The following is a 17,096-nucleotide window of genomic DNA, read 5'->3' as shown; positions in this document are numbered from 1 at the left end:
TTTTTTACTATTTATTTGCGTTTGATTAGGATTATTCCTTTATGATAAATGCAGATAAGAAAAAGGAGATGAAAAACTTGAGCGAAATGTTATTGGAAACAAGAAATTTGACTAAGCAATATGGACACCATAAAGCTGTGGACAGTGTCAATATGCATATTAAAAAAGGTGCTATTTATGGTTTTATCGGTCGGAATGGAGCTGGGAAGACAACTTGTCTGAAGATGATCAGTGGACTTTCCAAGCCAACTTGTGGAGAAATCGAGATGTTCGGATACAAGGGAAAGGATTTGCAAAAAGTTCGATCACGGATAGGATGTCTGATTGAGGCACCGGGACTTTATGGAAATATGACTGCATATGAAAATCTGAATATCAAATGCAAGCTGTTTGGAATAAAGAAAAAAAGTTATATTGAAGAAATATTGAGAATTATCGGTCTGGAGGATGTGGGAAAGAAAAAAACAAAACATTTTTCACTTGGAATGAAACAGCGTTTGGGAATTGGTCTTGCTTTGGTTGGAGAACCAGATTTATTAGTTCTTGATGAGCCAATCAATGGATTGGATCCACAGGGTATTGCAGAGATCCGGGATACGATTCAGAGACTTCAGAAAGAGAAGAATATGACAATATGCATTTCCAGTCATATTCTTGAGGAATTATCGAAGATTGCTACTGATTATGGAATTATTCATAATGGAAGTTTATTACAGGAAATTACAAGAGAAGAATTAATAAGAAGATGCAGTGAACGGATAGAGTTGACATTGGATCATCCGAAACAGGCGATTCCGGTGCTGGATTCTATGGGATTTACCAACTATCAGGTAACAGATAAAGAGCATATTCATATTTTTGAACGATTGAATGAAAGTGCAGCGTTGAATATGGAACTTGCAAAGTCAGGAATTCCGGTAAAAGGGATTTCCATAACCAGTGAAGAACTGGAAACTTATTTCCTGAATCTGACGGGAGGTGCGGATCATGCTTAATATAATTAAAATGGATTTATACCGGATGCTTAAAACCAAAAGTATGTATGTAATCTGGATCGTACTGGCAGCAATATTATTGATTACAACATCTTTATGCAAGACAGATTATGAGCTTTTGACTGAAAAGGATGCCGTGAAACAGGAGCAGGTTACTGAACCTACTGTGGATAATATTAATGTGGGAATGATGGTAATGCTGCCTACGGAGCCGGGAGAAAAGGTGACGGTATATGATGTCTTTTTTGCCAATTCCCAAGGAAAATTGTATGCACTGCTTTTGGTGATTTTTACTGTTCTGTTTTCAACAGCGGATATCAGTAGCGGATATATTAAGAATATAGGAGGTCAGGTTAGAAATAGAGGAACTTTGATTTTTTCCAGGGCAATTGCCTTGGCTGTCTTTACGGTACTGACAATGGCAGGTGCATTCTTATTTCAGGCAGCGGCGAATGGTATTGTTTTCGGGGAATTGGAATGGGGAAATACAAAGGCGATTTTATCTTATTTTGTGACTGAACTGGCTCTTCATTATGCACTTGTGCTGATTTGTATGGCGATTGCAATTATTTTGAAAAATAATGTAATCAGCATGGTCATTGCTGTCTGTCTTAGCATGAATGTAATGACCATTGTGTATGGGGTGATCAATAGTGCTATTCAAAAAATAGGAATTCAGAATTTCCAGATTTATAAGTATACGATAACAGGAAAATTATCACTGCTTCCTATGAATCCGAGTGGAAATGAGTGTTTGGCGGCATTTGGTGTGGCAATAGTGTTCATCGTTATGATGATATCAGTAAGCAGCGTTGTTTTTCAAAAGAGGGATATTTAACGGATGTATATCGTAATTGGGATATTAGCAGGAATTATTATCTTACAATTTATTATTATGTGGAAATACCAGCGGCAGGTGAAAGACATCTGCCGCCAATTGGCGTTTATGATGAAACATGACAGTAACATGTTGATTAACCATGAATTTGATGTGGGTGGAATAGGAAAGCTTTCTGACAAGTTGAATGAGCTTCTGGAACTGCGAAGAAAAGAGAAGCAGCATTATCAGGAGAAAGAAGCTCTGATTGCGGACACTTATACAAATCTTTCTCATGATATCCGCACACCACTGACATCTTTGGACGGATATTTCCAGCTAATGGAAGAATGTGAAAATATAGAGGATCAGAAACGTTATTTAAGCATTATCCACGAAAGAATTCATAGTCTGAATGAAATGTTGGAAGAACTTTTTATGTTTACAAAGTTAAAAAACGAATCTTACAGTTTGGAATTGACATTGTGCTGTATGAACCGGATTTTGAAAGAAACAGTTTTTTCATACTATGATGAATGGGTAAGAATGGAAATTCAGCCGGATATTCAGATTACGGAAGAACAGTTGTATATACATGGAAACAGGCAGGGACTCCGTCGTGTTATCCAGAATGTGATAAAAAATGGGCTGGATCATGGAGAAAAGAAGATTAGCATTGTGTTGGAACGTGATCAAAATCAGGCGGTGCTTAGAATCAGCAATCAGGTTACACATCCAGAACAGATTAATATAGATCAGGTATTTGAGCGATTTTATAAAGCAGATGTTGCCAGAAGTAAAACATCTACTGGATTGGGACTATCTATTGCAAAGGAGTTGGTTAGTCGGATGGATGGAGAGATTGAAGCAAAAATAGAAAAAAAAGAGTTTATTGTTGAAATGAACTTTCCGATTGTAACCGATGCTAAATAGTATTTTGCGACGTAGAGGGATAATCAATAATTTTTATTTATCCTTGCAGAATCATTAGCTCATATGTTAGGGTACTCTTTAAGGAAAGTTTTATTGTAGAGCATATAGAAAAATTAAAAGAATCAAAGAGAATATGGATGAAAAATCGTTTAATGCTGGAAAGAAAGCAGTTTATCATTCGTATACACATTTAGGGGCAAGTAAGTATTCTAAGGATCATGGGAATTTCTTAACATATGCATATAAAGCGGATGAGATATTTAGTCAAAGTAAGGTGCTTGAGAGTGGTATTCGGAATCAGGTGAAAAGACATTGGTACAAAATTGATAGTAAATTGAAGGAGAAATATCAATGATAAATATCTATACAGAAAAAAAGAACTCAAAGGATTGGATACTTCAGAATGACCTGTATTTTAACTTAAATACAGGTAATGAAGAAATGTCACAAAAAGAAATTGATTTAATACGACAGGTGGATGAGGCAAAACTGACGCCAGATAAGCACATTGAGACAAAATATGGCTTGGGCACAATTCGTAATTTGTCATCAGGCTGTAAAACTTTACTTAATATTGTAAAGCATCCTGATAATGTGGTAAATGTTGAAGAATGCGGCCCGAATGTGCTCAGAATCATTTTTACTATGGATAATATAAAGATTTATATGTCTAGACCAACGCTTTTTGACATTCCAAATGATGCAAAAATCAGATTCAATGATTCAGATATAGTTACTGGCGGAAGAGGTTATAATGCCTGGTGGAGCAAGGAGTATGAAAGGAGGGCGGCAGATGATTTATAAGAGTATTATATTTAAAGCAGATCCTTTTTCATATGATTTGGAATTTGACGATAGAATAACACTTGTTGGTGGAGACAGCGGTACAGGTAAAACAGTTCTTTACGAAATGTTGGAAGATATAAGACTGACAGACGAATATAAGGCAATCAAATTATTTAACTACAAATCAGATGGTTTCTTAGAAGTAATAAAGCAGTGCCGGGATTGTTTTATCGTGATAGATAATGCAGATTACTTGATAAATGATGACGTTAGGAGATTCATTAATTTTGAGTTTTCAAATCAGTATATGCTTTTTCTAAGAAACTGTGACGGACTTAATGTATCTGATAAGAGCTTTAAGGTGTTGAATTTTGATAACAATAGAATAACACTGGAAGAGGAAGTGTGATATGAGATATTTATGGACGGAAGACACCGGCGCAGGATTTCATTTCTGGAAATTAGTAAATCAACTTTTCTTTGATAATGAACTTGTGGTTGAAAGTAAAGGAAGTAATCAGGGATTATTGGATGCAGTGTTAGACATTGACATTAAAGATGACGATTCATATTATGTTGCATTTGATTATGTTGTTGATAATCAGGATATTCGTAATAAGTATCGCATACTGAAATCAATAGCAGATAAAGCTGAGGGCAAGATTACAATTCTGGATATGATTTGCTTTGAATACTTGATTCTTGCCTTTGATAAGCTTGTGGAGTGGACAGGCACTGGAAAGACAGATAAAATCAAAATTCGCGAAGAAGTCTTGACGGCAGTTGAAAATCATAGAATCAATATATCAAAGATTGATGACGAGAAGACTTTGCAGTATATAGCAGGTTTTAAGAGATATTCTACAGAACGAGTGATGAAGTCATTGGTGGGCGAATTTACGCAAAATGAGAAGTGGTCTGTTAAAGGGACTCTTATGGGTGAATGTTGGTATAAGGATTGTTGTGTGTCGGAACATCCAGATAGCTTGAGGTGTGGTAAGCCTGAGATTGAGGATGGGGATGAGAAAATGAGTGTACTGATACAGTCGGAGAAGGTACATCGCATATTAGAGGTTATTGATTAAAGTTAGAACAGATAAAAATAGAAAAGAGTCGATTAGAATATAAAAATACACCATATTGGATACAGGTGCAGTTGTACTGGGGGATTTAATTTTATTAAAGGTACGAAAGAGGGGGTTTTAATGAACATTCTGCTTATTGGAAACGGTTTTGATCTTGCTCATGGTTTGCCTACACAATATAAAAACTTTCTTGATTTTTGCATTAAGGCAAAAGTGATTTTTATAAGTATAGATGGAAGAGAAAGTAATCTTTATTATGATGAATATTTACGTGATTGGGATATTAATTCAAAAATTAAGGAATCGTTAATGGAGGCATATAAAAGTAGAAATAGAAAATTATTTGATGATGGAACTTATCATGATGAATTTACAACAAGTAACGATGCTTTAAATAAGTTGTATCCGCTTATAAATAAAAATGTATGGATAGAATATTTTAGTGAATGCCCATCGTATATTGGTGAAAACTGGATTGATTTTGAAACAGAGATTTCGAGAGTGATACAGACAATAGATGTAGCAAGGGATTATATAGTTCAACACAAAGATATTATGGATATTCCAAGAGATATGCAAGGTATATTAATGGGAATAATAAAAAAGTCAAAGGGAAATTTAAAAGATATATGTGGTAGTATTGAACACATTGATAGATTTACAGGTAGACTATATAAGGATTTAAAGTCTTTGGTAAGGGCATTGGAAATATACCTTACAGAGTTTGTTGAAAAAATAAATAATGATGTTGTGATTTCAGAAATTAATGAATTAAAAATAGATCATGTTTTGTCTTTTAATTATACTAATACATTTGAAAAGAAATATGGAATTGGAAAGAGTATTGAATATAATTTTATTCATGGGGAGGCAAAGGAAAGTAATACAATAGAATCAAACAATATGGTTTTGGGAATTGATGAATATCTTCCGGAAGATAGAAAAGATAAAGAAACATATTTTATTGGGTTCAAAAAGTATTATCAAAGGATTCTTAAATCAACAGGTTGTGATTATGTAGATTGGATAGATTCAATTAAAGATGCATATGAAGAGGCTTGTTATAAGGCTGCTGGGTTTAGTGGGAAAATGGGAAACAACTCAAGAAAAGCAAGACCAACGGATTTTCATTGCAGTTCAAACTTATATATATTCGGACATTCATTGGATATTACTGATGGGGATATATTACGCGCTTTAATTTGCAATGATAATGTGAATACAAAGATTTTCTATTATAGGGAAAAGAAAGATGATAAAAGAACACTTGAAAAATTAATTTCCAACTTAGTAAGAGTAATTGATCAAGATGAACTTATAAAGAGAACTGGTGGAGAGTTCAAAACAATAGAATTTATTCCTCAATCAGTACAAGATAATAATGAAGCAAAATGAATTATAGCTTGCAGATAATGCAGAGTGTGGCCATGATAAACATGCAAATTAGTAAAAAGTATTTTTGAAAAATTGGATGATGTGTTAATGGAAATTAATACAGAACTGGAGATTTTTCGTGAAATTGAATTTATGAAGGAGGTGTGATAATATTGATGTTTCCAGAATTATCGCAAGGAGATATTTTGGCAATAAGTAAAGCATTAGCAGATACAGAGTACGGTTTTACTGGATCAGAATTAGGTGTGTTATTGAAACAATATGGGTTTTCGGATGAGAATCCGACTATGACTAAGTACAAGCGATTATATAATTCTTTTGTAAAAAGATGTAATAGTGATGAATCCTGTAATTCAATATATATGTTTATTCAAAAGTGCATGGATCCTGCAAGAGGTCTTATGGATGAGGAAAAGTATGCTAAGCGAAGAATGGAAACGAATAAAATTCTCATGTTAAAAGGTATAGAAATTGATGATGGAGGTAATTTCAGAGCAGTACAAAAAGCACGGGGAGTATCGGAAGTCACAAGAAGAACAAGGGAACTTAGGCAGAAATTATATGGATATGGGGCACATCAATATGTTCTTCGTTGTTGTAAAGAGGAATTATTGGCAGAGGACTATTTTCACGCAGTGCAAGAGGCTGCCAAGAGTTTATGTGACAGAGTACGAGAAATGACAGAGTTGCCAGGAGATGGAAATGAATTGATTCAGATAGCGTTTTCAAGTAAGAATCCATATATTGCGCTTAATTCACTAAGGACATCATCAGAACAGAATCAACAAAATGGTCTTAAGGAGATGATACTTGGTATAATACACATGGTTCGTAATGTTACAGCACATGAGTTGAGGATACGATGGGACATTGATGAAAATGCAGCGGTAGATGTATTACAACAAGTGTCATTTCTTCATAAATATTTAGATCAATGTGTTATTGTAAGAAAATATACAGAATAATAATTTGATTAATTTTAAGATGTATATATTGAGAAAGTAAGTACATAACAAGTTTTTAGAGGCATAGCAGTGTTTGAAGTAGTAGTTGTACTCGATATAGTAAATTGGCAATGGAAAATCAGTAAGTCAAAATACAATATGCAAGATGAGTAATTTATTATGAATTTTTACGATAAAAATACTTGGACATGCACATTGTAATGAGATAGTCTCAACAAAGTTTTATAAAATTTGACACTTGATGAGACTAATGGTATTAAATGCACTTGGTAAACTCATCGATAAGGAAAAAACAAAAGGTAAGTTGTGTAGATTAAAATAATTTGTCGCTTTTATTGAAAATACGACGAAAATAGCGGTGGGAAAGTGTTTTTCAGGCGATGTTTAATGAGTTAGAGCAGGTTGGATTAAAAGATCCAGTTTATCATACAAATGCTTTTATGTTGCAGGCGGTAATTTATAATTTAAAAGTAGGAGAAACTATTGTTGAAAAAAATGCGGCTTCATTAGAAAAGGTAGATGTTGTAGTTAATAAGTCGTTGATTGATTCTCAAAAGTCAGCGATTGGACATGAAAAGTCAGCGATTGGACATGAAAAGTCGGCGATTGGACATGAAAAGTCAGCGATTGATATAAAAAAGTCGGCGATTGCGCAGCAGAAATATAATGAACCATCGAAAGCAAATATTCTTAAGGTATATTATGTAATAGAGAAAAATCAGATTTTTGGAACAAGGGAAATAGCAGAAATACTTGATTGTTCACCATCTACAGCAAGAGCCGTGATGACAAAACTCAGAGATATGGAAGTTGTTAAAGCTGTAAATGGCAAGGAAAAGGGAAAGTATGTATTTATAGATTAGACTGATTACGAGGGGTTACACCACAAGGAGCACACCGAATGGAAGACAAACGAAAGAACGCAGTCCTGGAAATCTTAAACTACTGGAAAATCACAGAATTTCTAGGTCAGACCGACATTCCACAGGAAAGTACAGAGAACAAAAAGCTAATTAAGAATATTAAGAATGGCAAAGAGGTTAAGGCAGAGAAGATCGAGGTCTTCTTTGATTTGCCAGTTTTGTCATCTCCTGATATTGATCTGGAAATGATCCTGGAAAATGACAGGGACGGCTATGCGAAGTTTCCTTCGGTTGGTGATGAGATCCATTTTTGCCTGGGGAAGGTAGAGCGGAACACAGTAGTTGATTATCTTGAGAAGTTTATAGAGGATAAATCCGATAATCCTGAGATAGCTTATCCGAAAAAGAGCGCGATCGCATGGTGCTCATTCAAGACAGATACGAAAGGTGTGTATCTTAAGAACAGTTTCCAGCTGTCATCGATACTGTGAGCAGTTGCCAAGTGGGATGAGTCAAGAGCACATAATAGTCATGACTTTTCTCTCGATACTAACGAGTATGAAGAATTTGTTGGAGAGATCGATGAGGAACTGCAGAACCAGAATGTTGATGAGTTCATTTCAACCATATATGAAAAGATTTTTAACGAGTATGTGAAACACAGGTTCTTAGATGATCCTCAGGAATCGATGGGAATTGCCGAATACAACAGGTATGCGAGCGAACAGGTCAGAGATGCGGACGAAGACGCATTTGACTATGCGGATCTGGGTAAAAGCTTCTTTTTGAATGACATTATTCAGTTGTCAGAGCTGGTTCAGAACGGGAGCTTTGGCGATGGGAATGAATATGAGAAGAAAGTGATCGAGTATATTCTGGCAGGGTACGAAAAGTCGAAAGGCCCAGACGATTTACCGAGAACGATCATCTCGCCGGATGCGGGAAAAAGTGAGATGAAGTTGTTCTTTGACAGAATTCTTAACGTTACAAATTCGCCAAGTGGAAAATGGCCGGCCAAATATATGCCGGCGTTGATGCAGCAGGTTGCAGTCAATATTGCGATCAGACAGGACGGGAATGCTCCAGTTTTTTCTGTGAATGGTCCTCCCGGAACGGGAAAGACTACATTGCTCAAGGAGATTGTGGCGAGCAATATCGTTGAGCGTGCCAGACTCCTCGCTGAGAATGCAGAAGATCCAGACTCTTTATTTGAGATGCATTCATTTTCGCATGGACCGCTAGAGGCAAATGAGAATGCCTATTACCAGTATGCGCCTCATTATTATTCGATAAATGTTGATGAGATCAACAATTATAGTATGCTGGTCGCGTCATGTAACAATGCGGCGGTGGAAAATATCACGATAGACCTTCCGAAGGCGAGGGATATACTTGACAGTCTGGAGTCGTCTGGGGATGACGAAGAGGAGATCCGCTGCGGTCTGGATGAGGTTCATGATTTGTTTGATATCAACAAGTCAGGTGATGTGGAGACTATAACCAGATATGGTAAGAGCCGAGAAGAGAAGGACATTTATTTTACGCGTTATGCGGATAAACTTTTAGGCGGAGCTGACTGCTGGGGATTGATATCCGCTCCGTTTGGCAGAAAGTCAAATATCCGTAAGTATTGCAATTCGGTCCTGAAGCCATTTGTGGAGGACTATAAATCGAATGGTGTCAGAGAGCAGCATAAGGCAAAATATCTGGAGGTAAGAAAAAAGTTTTTATCTCAATATAAACTGGTGGAAAGCCTGCGAAATGAGTTGGAACAGATTTGTGCTCTGGCAAGTTCGGTTCCTGTGGAGTTGCAGGAAAATGCACCAGAGGATTTGTCATGTGAAATAAGTGATGTGGAAAGAAAGCGGCAGATGTTTGAGCGTCAGTTATTTGCCGAACAAAAAGAGCTGATCGAGCTTGAGGAAAGCAGACCGAAGGGATTGTTCGCAAGGCGTAAGGATACATCCGCAAGAGATATATTCATTCAGGAGAAGAAAGCGACAATATCAAAACTTAATGGAGAGATAACTTCTTTGAACAACAGGATATCTGGCCTGCAGAATCTTCAGGAATACCAGCGGTGTATTTCAAAATACTCGCATGGGCAGATGAAGATGACCCCGGTGGACGCTGCATTTATGGAACGTTATGTATCCGGGGACGACAGGCTGTCAACAAAAGCGCAGATAACCAATCCATGGTTTACCGCCCAGTACAATAGAGAGCGTGAAAAGTTATTCCTGTATGCATGTAAGCTGCACAAGGAATTCGTCATTTCTTCAAAATGCATGAGGCACAATATCATCAACCTGATGATAGCGTGGAATGTGTTTGATGATTGTGGAGAGAGAATGAAGCTTGCTGACAGAGAAGAAGCCATGCCGTACATGCTTCAGAGCATTTTCCTGATGACCCCTGTGATATCCACAACATTTGCTTCTGCACAGACATTTCTGGGGGATGTGAAGAAAAGCGGTGTGCTAGGAACTCTTATCGTCGATGAGGCAGGACAGGCACAGCCACAGATGGCAGTTGGTGCGATGTTTAGGTGTAGAAAGGCGATCATAGTCGGAGATCCAAAGCAGATCGAGCCTGTGGTTACCGCAGAGACTGACATGATAAAACAGTTGCTTACCGCAGAGATATTGGCAGGTTACAAGGATAAGAAAATCTCTGTGCAGGCTTTTGCTGACTATATAAATCCGTATGGAACTTATCTTGGAAAGGATGAGGAGAAAGAGTGGGTAGGCTGCCCACTGGTAGTCCATAGGCGATGCATTGACCCGATGTACACAATCTCAAATGTGCTTTCATATGATGGAACTATGAAGCAGCAGACGGCAGCTCCTAAGGCGGACAGGGCAAGAACATTTATCCTGGACAAGAGCTGTTGGATAGATGTAGCAGGTGCTGAGAATTCGGGCAAGAAGGATCACTTTGTCAAGGCTCAGGGAGAGCTTGTGCTGAAACTTCTGGCGAGAAAATTTGAAAGGGATTCAAGTGATATTCCGAGGCTGTTTATCATCACTCCATTTACGTCGGTAAAAGATAACATGACGGAGATGATAAAGAAATCGGAGTTATATGGAAAAGAGCCAAGAGTCAGAAAATGGCTTAATGCCAATAACATTGGAACTGTGCACACTTTCCAAGGGCAGGGAACGGATGAGGTTATATTCCTGCTCGGATGCGACAGCAAATCTATGGGAGCAGTCAACTGGGTGAACAATAATATCGTCAATGTTGCAGCGACAAGGGCGAAATTCAGATTCTACATGATAGGAGATAAGGCGGTATGGACTTGCAGGCCGGTGAGGGTTGCGAGAGAGTGCACTGCCGAGATGATAACAGCTAAAGAAGTCGAGGATGTATTTGGTGGTAAGCCCCAAGATATTAAGTCTGCACCTGCAAAGATGTCTATGATATGCCCGGAATGCGGGAAAAAGTTGGTTGAAAGATCGGGAAAATTTGGCAAATTCATAGGTTGCTCGGGCTTCCCGAAATGCCGGTTTACGCAGTCGGTATAGGAACAGAGCAACACCCCGTTGCTTTCCCAAATCCCCACAATCTGTTATGATATCGACATATGAGGCGGAAGGGACAAATCCGGAACTGGTTCTATATAAAAAGAGGTAGTATAATGAGTTAGGTTATTTCGTCAATAATCTTTCACAATTTATATTACAGGGGGGAAATACATATGATACAATGTGCCGGATGTGGCAGCAATCTGGTATATGATATAGCAAGAAAGAAAATGTACTGCAAAGCATGTGGAAATGAATACGAGCCGGAGAGTGTCGACAAGGATGAGGACAGCGAGGAACGCAAGCTTATGGAGCTTACTGTATTCATTTGTCCGCAGTGTGGTGGGGAGATATACAGTACAGATGAATCAGCGACGGGATTCTGCAGTTACTGCGGGGCAGCGACTATGCTTTCCAGCCGGCTGAAAAGCGAGAGAAGACCGGATTATGTGATACCGTTTGCGGTGACGAAGGACATGTGCAAGGCATCATATGCCACAGTCATGAAGAGGGCGATATACGCTCCGAACAGGCTGAAACACAGACGAAATGTGCAGGAGTTCCGTGGAATCTACATGCCGTATTGGCTGTGTGATGTTGACCAGAAAGGTAAAACAGCTGTCAGGGCGACGGACAGCTATAGCTCAGGGGTTGATACAGTCAGTCATACATATAATGTAAGATGCTTTGCGGATAATCATTACGAGAATATAACCATGGATGCATCATCGCTGTTTCCAGATGATCTCAGCAGTAAGGTGGCACCATTTGACTCGGCGGATATGAAACCATTTTCCATGGGATATCTGAGCGGGTTCTACGCGGATCTGCCGGATGTGGATTATGGTGTGTACAGGGATAAGATAGCGCAGGTGACAGGTGATATGGCGTATGATGTGATGATGAGTAAGATAAAGCATCATCTATGTACATACGATGCTATCGGTGAACCGGAGGAGCCATTGTCAGAAACGATGGATATAAAGATCACTGGAGCAAAGACCGGGTTGTTTCCTGTGTGGCTTTTGTCATACAAGAACGGTAAGCGTATTGCATATGCAGCGGTAAATGGCAGCACGGGAAAAGTGGCTGCAGACATACCGCTTGATATCGGCAAGTTCCTGCTGGGATGCCTGATAGGAGTGGCTCCATTATACTTTTTGCTGAACTTATTTCTTACGGTGAGACCTGGCGTTTTGCTGGCATTTGTATCTGCGATAGGTGCGCTTGTGACCATGATATATTGCGATGAGATGGAGAAGATAGCAGATGTAGAGACTCATGAAAATGATCCGGGATTCTTCGCAAGGCATACACTCAATGCAAAGAAAAGTGGAGGCAAGAAGAAAAAGCAACAAACAAAAAAGCTGCAAACAAAAAAGCCACAAAAAGACACAAAAAGAAAAATAAAAAATAAGATAACTTCATTTGTGAAGTTTTCCTGTTTTCTGGAAGTTATACAGCTGATAGTGTGCATAATAGTATTATTCTGCCTGAAGTTTGATATAAATCCATTTCTTTTTAACTGGGATATTATGGGAAAGGCCAGCTATGTTGTGGCGTGCATCTCGTGTCTGGTAGCCATTTATGGGGCAGTAAAAGGCATAGTAAACGTGAGAAGAGTAAAAAGAAAAAGTGGCGTCATGGGATTATTTGTTGCATTTGCCACCATTCTGTCTGTAGCGGTCGTGTTGATAAAACCTGTTATGGACAAGTATTATTATGGATGCGTGCTTCTGGTGTGTGCTGCAACCATTCTGACACTCATAGATCTGGTTATCAGCCACAACCGGATGTCCACAAGACCACTTCCACAGTTTGAGTATAAGGGAGGTGATCATCGTGCGTAGAGCGGTAATTACCAGAATGGTGATCACTGTAATGATCATACTGCTGTTTTGGGTTATGGGATGTAATGGTGTAGTGACTGCTCAGGCATCTGAGAAGGATCAGGATGATTCGTATAGTCACCAGCATGAAGTGGTAATCAAAGATGATGCAGATGTGCTGACTGAAAGTCAGGAGGCACAATTGACGGAGACTATGAAGGAGACTGCCCGTTATTGCAATGTATTGTGTGTTACATCGAACCTTATGTACAAATCTACAGCATACCATGCGGAATCTGCCTATAAAAGAGAATTTGGTACCCGCGATGGCGTTATGTTCTTCATTGATATGCGTAACAGACAGATATACATCTATTCGTATGGCGAACCATACAAGATCATAACCAAGACAAATGCGTATACGATAACAGACAATGTCTATGAATATGCAAGCGAAGAGAAATATTTTGAGTGTGCAAACGAGGCGTTCAAGCAGATAAATACGCTGCTGGCAGGAGAGCAGATAAGCCGTCCCATGAAGCATATCAGCAACATACTCCTTGCAATAATATTTTCTATATTGCTTAATTATCTTCTGATGAAAAAGACCTCGAAGGTTTATGACATGGGTTCAAAAAATCTGCTTACCGGTACAAAGGTTTCATATAATATGAATCATAAATATGATATGATCAGTGAAACGAGAAGTACAAGATCTGGATCCGGCGGTCATGGCGGAATCGGCGGCGGTGGATTCGGAGGCGGAGGCGGAGGCATCGGCGGTGGCGGTGGACACAGCTTCTAGCTCCATAAAACCTACATTACAAATAATTAAAGTAAAACCCGCCACTTTTTCCCCATATATCCTTCAAATCCATGCTATACTAGGACACGGTGGCATACGATATTTGTAAAAAGTCCACAATGTGTAAAAAGGGGAATTGCCCCCACTTATGAAAAGGGCAGAGATATGGAAAACAAGAAAAAGATGATATTCAACGTATTGTTCCTTGTCCTGATATTTGCCGGTACCATATACGGAGTGTTCCACGGCAAGGATTTAGGGCAGATCGCGGATATAATGAAGACGGTGAATCCGTGGTGGCTTATACCGGGAGTGGTATGTGTTGTTGTATTTATATGGGGAGAATCTGTAATCATCCATTATATGATGAGCAAGCTCGGTGTCAGGATACGCAGGGGCACATGCTTTCTTTTCTCATCAGTTGGATTCTTCTTTAGCTGTATTACACCATCTGCATCAGGCGGACAGCCGGCGCAGATATATTATATGAAGAAAAAGAAGATACCGATCCCGGTGTCCACACAGGTACTGCTCATAGTGACGATCACGTACAAGCTGGTACTGGTGCTACTTGGACTTGGAATCGCTATATTTGGACAGAAGTTTATACATACTTATATAGATGATGTGCAGTGGGTGTTCTATCTGGGACTTATGCTGAACGTGGTGTGTGTGGCAGGTATGGTGCTGTTCGCATTCCATCCGTCACTTGCCAAGGCATTTGTTGTGAAGGGCAGCAGACTTCTTGAGAAGATGAGATTCCTGAGACACAAGAAGTCCCGTGAGGAAAAGCTTGCAGCATCGATGGAGAAATACAACCAGACTGCGGATTATATGATGGGACATTTCGGGATGCTGGTAATAGTATTTCTCATAACACTTGTCCAGAGATTTTCACTGTTTGCAGCGACATGGTTTGTGTACAAGGCATTCGGACTTGCGGGGGCATCTGCAGGACTTATCATACTGATGCAGGGAGCTATAGCTGTTGCGGTCGATATGCTTCCACTTCCAGGTGGTATGGGAATCAGTGAGAAGCTGTTCATGGAGATGTTTTTGCCGATATTTGGAAGCAAATTGTTGCTGCCGGGTATGATACTCAGCAGAGGTCTGGGATATTACACGGAGTTGATAATCAGTGCGGTATTTACGATCGTGGCAAATTTTGTGATTGGGAGAAAGACTGATGAAACCAAGATCAGAGATGAGCATGGAGCTCTATGAGATGATGCTTGACCGGGGATATCCCGAGGAGTTCTGTGATCTCATAACAAAGAATCTGAATACGGATTTTACGGCGGGCAGGATGATGGGCTATCTGTCGCATTACCAGGAACTGCCGCTTGAGGAGATCGTGGATGAGATGTTGTCCATCCTCACAGATAGGAACAGGATTATGCAGAAGAAAAAACTTGAGAGCAATAATGCTGAGTGGAACAGGTTCCTGGAAGAGGGATTTGGACTTTCAGATGATGAATAAACGAACATATCTGGGTGCTGAAGAACAAAAAGTAAGAAAAAGCAGTCTGCGGACATCGCCAGTGTTATACATGGTGATGATCCGTCAGACTGCTTTTTATTAATTATATTGAAATGTCTGTCTAGCCGATGCCTCCGAGAAGGATACCAAGTATCAATACAAGGAGACATACAGGACAGTAGATGTATTTGCATATAGGCACGAACTTCTCTGTGAACTTCTTTTCCCTTCCGGTGTTGACCTGTGTCTCAACATATTTCTTGCCACATACCCAGAAGAACATGATTCCGGCAAGTCCTGCGCCAAGTGGGCAGATGTAGATGGACAGTACATCCATCCAGTCAGATACGATACCCTGTATACAGATGGATACCACAACTGCTATGACACCGATGATGGCACATGCAGGTTTTCTGCCAACTCCAAGCTTCTCCTGCACCGTTGCGATTGGTGCTTCGTACAGGTTGATTAGTGATGACAGTCCCGCCATGAACACAGCCACAAAGAAGAGTATGGCAACAATATAACCGCCAGGCATGGACTTGAACAGGCATGGCAGATAGATGAACAGCAATCCCGGGCCGCCCTGGTTGAGCTGTGCTCCGGCAGTTGCCATGGCAGGTATGATTACCAGTGCGGCAAGCATGGCAGCAATCGTATCGAAAAGTGCAACACGTCCGGCAGCCCCCGGTATATCCTCATCGTCTGGCAGATATGAGCCGTATATCAGAGTTCCGTTTCCCGCAACTGAGAGTGAGAAGAATGCCTGTCCCAGCGCAAATATCCATGTCTTTGGATCTGCAAGTACCTTTGGCTCTATGCGGAAGATGTATTTGTATCCCTCTATGGCTCCCGGCTGGCATGCCGCATATATGGCCAGGATGATGAACAATACGAAGAACGCCGGCATCAGGATCTTGTTGGCCTTCTCAATACCGTTGCCCACGCCGAACATAAGGATGGTGATTCCGATGGCAAGTGCAATGATCTGCCATGCATTGTTGCCAAATGAAGATGCCATTCCGCCGAAGTTTGAAGCAAAGCCGTCTATATCCTCCGGTGACAGTATGCTTCCGGTGAAAGCTCCGATCATGTATTTCAGTATCCAGCCCATGACGACCGTGTATCCGATGGCCATTGCCAGTGCGCCGAGCACAGGTATGCCGCCCAGCAGTTCACCGAGCTTTCGCTTGCCCTTTTTCTCCATGGCGATTCCAAATGCATCGATTGGACCGGATCTTGTAGCTCGTCCGAAGCTCATCTCTCCGATAACTCCGGTGAATCCGATGAGTACCACAAATATAAAATATGGTATGAGATAGGATCCGCCGCCGTACATGGAGACTCTTGTAGGGAACATCCAGATGTTGCCCATACCCACGGCAGAGCCGATGCAGGCCAGGATGAAGCCCCATTTGTTGTTAAAAGATTCTCTCTTTTTCATGTATAATTCCTCCCAAATGTGTTCGTTACCGCATTGGCGGACCTCCCTCATAGTCCGTAAATTACGTTAACTTAATTAATATACATGAATATCATTTGGAAGTAAATTAAATAATGTGGACATGACTTAAAACATAGCTGCAAAAGCAAGAATTTAATTGAAAAATAACCGG

16 protein-coding genes are annotated in these 17,096 nt (G+C 39.8%); 15 read left to right on the top strand and 1 reads right to left on the bottom strand.

Annotation, left to right across the window (positions count from 1 at the left end; genetic code table 11):
* Positions 1-41: 41 nt before the first annotated feature.
* The 15 genes from DW025_RS03070 (at position 42) to DW025_RS03000 (ending at position 15,480) form a co-directional block, all read left to right on the top strand.
* Complete coding sequence (locus tag DW025_RS03070; protein WP_022118567.1) at positions 42-995, top strand: ABC transporter ATP-binding protein; 954 nt, start codon at positions 42-44, stop codon at positions 993-995.
* Positions 988-1,833: an ABC transporter permease gene (locus tag DW025_RS03065; protein ID WP_119998660.1), complete on the top strand. Its 846-nt coding sequence runs from the start codon at positions 988-990 to the stop codon at positions 1,831-1,833. Before DW025_RS03070 ends, DW025_RS03065 begins: the two co-directional genes overlap by 8 nt.
* 3 nt (positions 1,834-1,836) lie before the next feature.
* On the top strand, positions 1,837-2,745 hold the full coding sequence (locus DW025_RS03060) for a sensor histidine kinase (RefSeq protein WP_021943286.1): 909 nt from the start codon (positions 1,837-1,839) through the stop codon (positions 2,743-2,745).
* Between the two features lie 351 nt (positions 2,746-3,096).
* Complete coding sequence (locus tag DW025_RS03050; protein ID WP_055224325.1) at positions 3,097-3,549, top strand: DUF4869 domain-containing protein; 453 nt, start codon at positions 3,097-3,099, stop codon at positions 3,547-3,549.
* Positions 3,539-3,940, top strand: a complete 402-nt coding sequence (locus tag DW025_RS03045; RefSeq protein WP_055224323.1) for a hypothetical protein — start codon at positions 3,539-3,541, stop codon at positions 3,938-3,940. Before DW025_RS03050 ends, DW025_RS03045 begins: the two co-directional genes overlap by 11 nt.
* Position 3,941: 1 nt before the next feature.
* Positions 3,942-4,616: a hypothetical protein gene (locus DW025_RS03040; protein ID WP_119998658.1), complete on the top strand. Its 675-nt coding sequence runs from the start codon at positions 3,942-3,944 to the stop codon at positions 4,614-4,616.
* A 120-nt stretch (positions 4,617-4,736) separates the two neighbouring features.
* Positions 4,737-6,011 carry an AbiH family protein gene (locus DW025_RS03035; protein WP_119998657.1) on the top strand — a complete coding sequence of 425 codons (1,275 nt, stop codon included), beginning with the start codon at positions 4,737-4,739 and terminating at the stop codon, positions 6,009-6,011.
* A 155-nt stretch (positions 6,012-6,166) separates the two neighbouring features.
* Positions 6,167-6,976, top strand: coding sequence for a TIGR02391 family protein (locus tag DW025_RS03030; RefSeq protein WP_119998655.1), 810 nt, complete (start codon positions 6,167-6,169; stop codon positions 6,974-6,976).
* Between the two features lie 380 nt (positions 6,977-7,356).
* Positions 7,357-7,839: an Rrf2 family transcriptional regulator gene (locus tag DW025_RS03025; protein WP_119998653.1), complete on the top strand. Its 483-nt coding sequence runs from the start codon at positions 7,357-7,359 to the stop codon at positions 7,837-7,839.
* Positions 7,840-7,877: 38 nt separating this feature from the next.
* Complete coding sequence (locus DW025_RS14920; protein WP_207666794.1) at positions 7,878-8,330, top strand: hypothetical protein; 453 nt, start codon at positions 7,878-7,880, stop codon at positions 8,328-8,330.
* A 162-nt stretch (positions 8,331-8,492) separates the two neighbouring features.
* Complete coding sequence (locus DW025_RS03020) at positions 8,493-11,366, top strand: AAA domain-containing protein (protein WP_207666793.1); 2,874 nt, start codon at positions 8,493-8,495, stop codon at positions 11,364-11,366.
* A 173-nt stretch (positions 11,367-11,539) separates the two neighbouring features.
* The gene (locus DW025_RS03015) at positions 11,540-13,216 is read left to right on the top strand and encodes a hypothetical protein (protein WP_119998651.1); all 1,677 of its coding nucleotides are present in this window, start codon (positions 11,540-11,542) and stop codon (positions 13,214-13,216) included.
* Positions 13,209-14,000: a TPM domain-containing protein gene (locus DW025_RS15265; protein ID WP_133302869.1), complete on the top strand. Its 792-nt coding sequence runs from the start codon at positions 13,209-13,211 to the stop codon at positions 13,998-14,000. Before DW025_RS03015 ends, DW025_RS15265 begins: the two co-directional genes overlap by 8 nt.
* 165 nt (positions 14,001-14,165) lie before the next feature.
* Positions 14,166-15,224: a lysylphosphatidylglycerol synthase transmembrane domain-containing protein gene (locus tag DW025_RS03005; protein WP_117551256.1), complete on the top strand. Its 1,059-nt coding sequence runs from the start codon at positions 14,166-14,168 to the stop codon at positions 15,222-15,224.
* Positions 15,187-15,480: a hypothetical protein gene (locus tag DW025_RS03000; protein WP_187115877.1), complete on the top strand. Its 294-nt coding sequence runs from the start codon at positions 15,187-15,189 to the stop codon at positions 15,478-15,480. Before DW025_RS03005 ends, DW025_RS03000 begins: the two co-directional genes overlap by 38 nt.
* A 121-nt stretch (positions 15,481-15,601) precedes the next feature.
* Here DW025_RS03000 and DW025_RS02995 read toward each other — a convergent pair whose 3' ends face one another.
* Positions 15,602-16,924 (bottom strand): sodium-dependent transporter, encoded by a 1,323-nt coding sequence (locus tag DW025_RS02995; protein ID WP_119998648.1) that lies wholly within the window; start codon positions 16,922-16,924, stop codon positions 15,602-15,604.
* Positions 16,925-17,096: the final 172 nt, after the last annotated feature.

This window comes from Coprococcus sp. AF38-1 (assembly GCF_003603945.1).
GTDB lineage: Bacteria > Bacillota > Clostridia > Lachnospirales > Lachnospiraceae > Coprococcus > Coprococcus aceti.
This window is presented reverse-complemented; position numbering and strand designations above follow the sequence as displayed.